This window comes from Candidatus Thermoplasmatota archaeon (assembly GCA_034660695.1).
GTDB lineage: Archaea > Thermoplasmatota > E2 > UBA202 > DSCA01 > JAYEJS01.
In genome coordinates, this window is sequence record JAYEJS010000045.1 from 1 (window position 1) to 2,111 (window position 2,111).

Consider the following 2,111-nt stretch of genomic DNA (forward strand, 5'->3'; position numbering starts at 1 on the left):
TAATAAAACTTGCGGTATTTCTAAATTTTTAGTGACCACATTTGGATATGTGGACTCTGTTTTTTATTGCCAATTACTAGATATAGAATTTAAAAAGTTAACAGAAAAATCCTTGGAACTTCCGTTATAAAGAGAGAGATGGTCGATGGCACAGGATTACTTGGTAAAATCTATTCCTGTATACTCGCCGGAATGAGCGTCGATTTGAATTTCAACTAAGCTTTGGTCCTTTTCAAATGTTACCGACCAAATCAGCTTGTATTCTCCATACAGCGGTTTGCTTTTATCTAAAAAGTGGGTTGGTCTCTTGATAACTAATTCTGTGTGAATATATTCCGCCTCTTGGACTCTTTTCCTTAGAAGCTGCGGAAAATTATCTGATAAAGCCTTTTCTTTCGCTACTTTTATAGCCTCCTCTTTAGTTACAGTCGCTTTAGTATCGATATCTATCTCATGCCATACCTTCCTAAAGGATATTACGTTTCCGGCTGGATCAAGCTCAATATTCATAAAGCTTTTTTCGACGAGTATTCCTTTTACTTCTGGTTTCCAGCTGACGCTAAAGACGTTTCCGCAAAATCTTTTCTTTATTTCTATAATAGGCTTTCCTGCATCTTCCGGCACTTTTGCCATACCTTCTATTTTTTCCTTTGCTGTCACAATTGCATTCTCTTTGCTCACGTTTTCAGGCATCGCTTTATAAGCCCCAAAGTCTGTTATTCCTATTATATCCCCGTTATTTGCATCAACCTTGAGAGATACTGGCTCTTCTTCCTTCCACCAGACTATTTCCCAGTACAATTTTCCCCAATCTTCGGCTTTTATCAATCCAATTTCGGGGTCAAGCGGAGTATAACCCGTATTTCTTATTATCTGAATTGCTTGGTCTTCAGAAATATTTGTTTCTACTTCTGCTGGATCTAACTCTAAAATAACGTGTCTAGGATTTGGTTCACCTACTGGACCAACTGTTTCTCTTAATGGGATAATTCCAACTACCGTTAAGGATATCACTCCCATCATTATTCCTACCAGAATAATTCCAATTATTTTATTTTTATATTTCATAATATCACCTCTATGGAATAAGGTAAATGCTTCCATCTCCAAAAAGATGAATGTTTCCTTCTGCATCATGTACGTCATATATGGCCCAGCCCATTGCTCCTATCACGCTCAGTCCATTATCAATAGCCCAATGGTAGAAACGGTCCGTAAAGGAATATGCAGTGCTAGCCAACACTGCTTCATCCCACCCCATATAAGCCTCAGCGCCATTATCTATGAAACCATCATGGAGGTTTTCTACCCACGACCAGTAGCAGGTATGAGCCGAATAACAAGCGCTCGCATAAGCAAATCTCATCCTATTGAACTCATGTTGATCGTGTAAATCTGGAATCTGATCTCCAAATATGTGTTCCTCGTCTCCATCTACCAAGAAGGGATTACCGTACCAATTTGTTCCTCCATGCCCAGAGAAATACCAGATGTCAGCGTAAGGAAGACTATTATATAGTATATTATACTTCGACCAATCCTCGAGATCCCAAGCAGTATAGTACCCATCGGTGTAGTCTACTACTAAATCGGCTTCTTCTTTGAAAGGTGTTATTCCATGGCATTCTGACCACGGTGTAGCTTTTGCTAGAGGCATTATCTGAAATAATCCAGCTAAGAGAATTCCTAGTGTTATGGCGACTATTATTCTCTGCGGAACCACTTTTCTCTTATTCTCACCTTTCCAAATACTTTTTCTTTTCATTTTACCTCCTCTTTTTTTCAAGCCCGCTGGGTGAGGTACATCCCGAAGAGTTTTCTCTCCAGAGTTTACTCCTCCGCAATGCGTTCCCGCAATGCGGTTACCGCCCAACTCGTTCCTCATCAACATTCGTAATCACTTCCACGGCTAAGCCGCCCGCTGCCGAGCCGCGATTATGTATCAAACGGTATTAAATATAACTAACGAAAGTGTTGGATAAACATCCAACGAAATAGAAGGGTATATATAACAAAAAACTGTTTTTTCGATAGCAATGACCGATAAAGGAGATGTTATATCATTAGATCAAAATGAGTTGAAAGCATTGATATCTAAGAGTAGGACAAAA

The 2,111-nt window shown here is 39.3% G+C and carries 2 protein-coding genes; both read right to left on the minus strand.

The features are described 5' to 3' along the window. Positions 1-156 precede the first annotated feature (156 nt). Entirely contained in the window at positions 157-1,068 is a 912-nt protein-coding gene (locus U9O96_02360; protein MEA2053951.1) for a PepSY domain-containing protein, read from the minus strand. Between the two features lie 10 nt (positions 1,069-1,078). Further along, complete coding sequence (locus U9O96_02365) at positions 1,079-1,765, minus strand: hypothetical protein (protein ID MEA2053952.1); 687 nt, start codon at positions 1,763-1,765, stop codon at positions 1,079-1,081. Between the last annotated feature and the right edge of the window lie 346 nt (positions 1,766-2,111).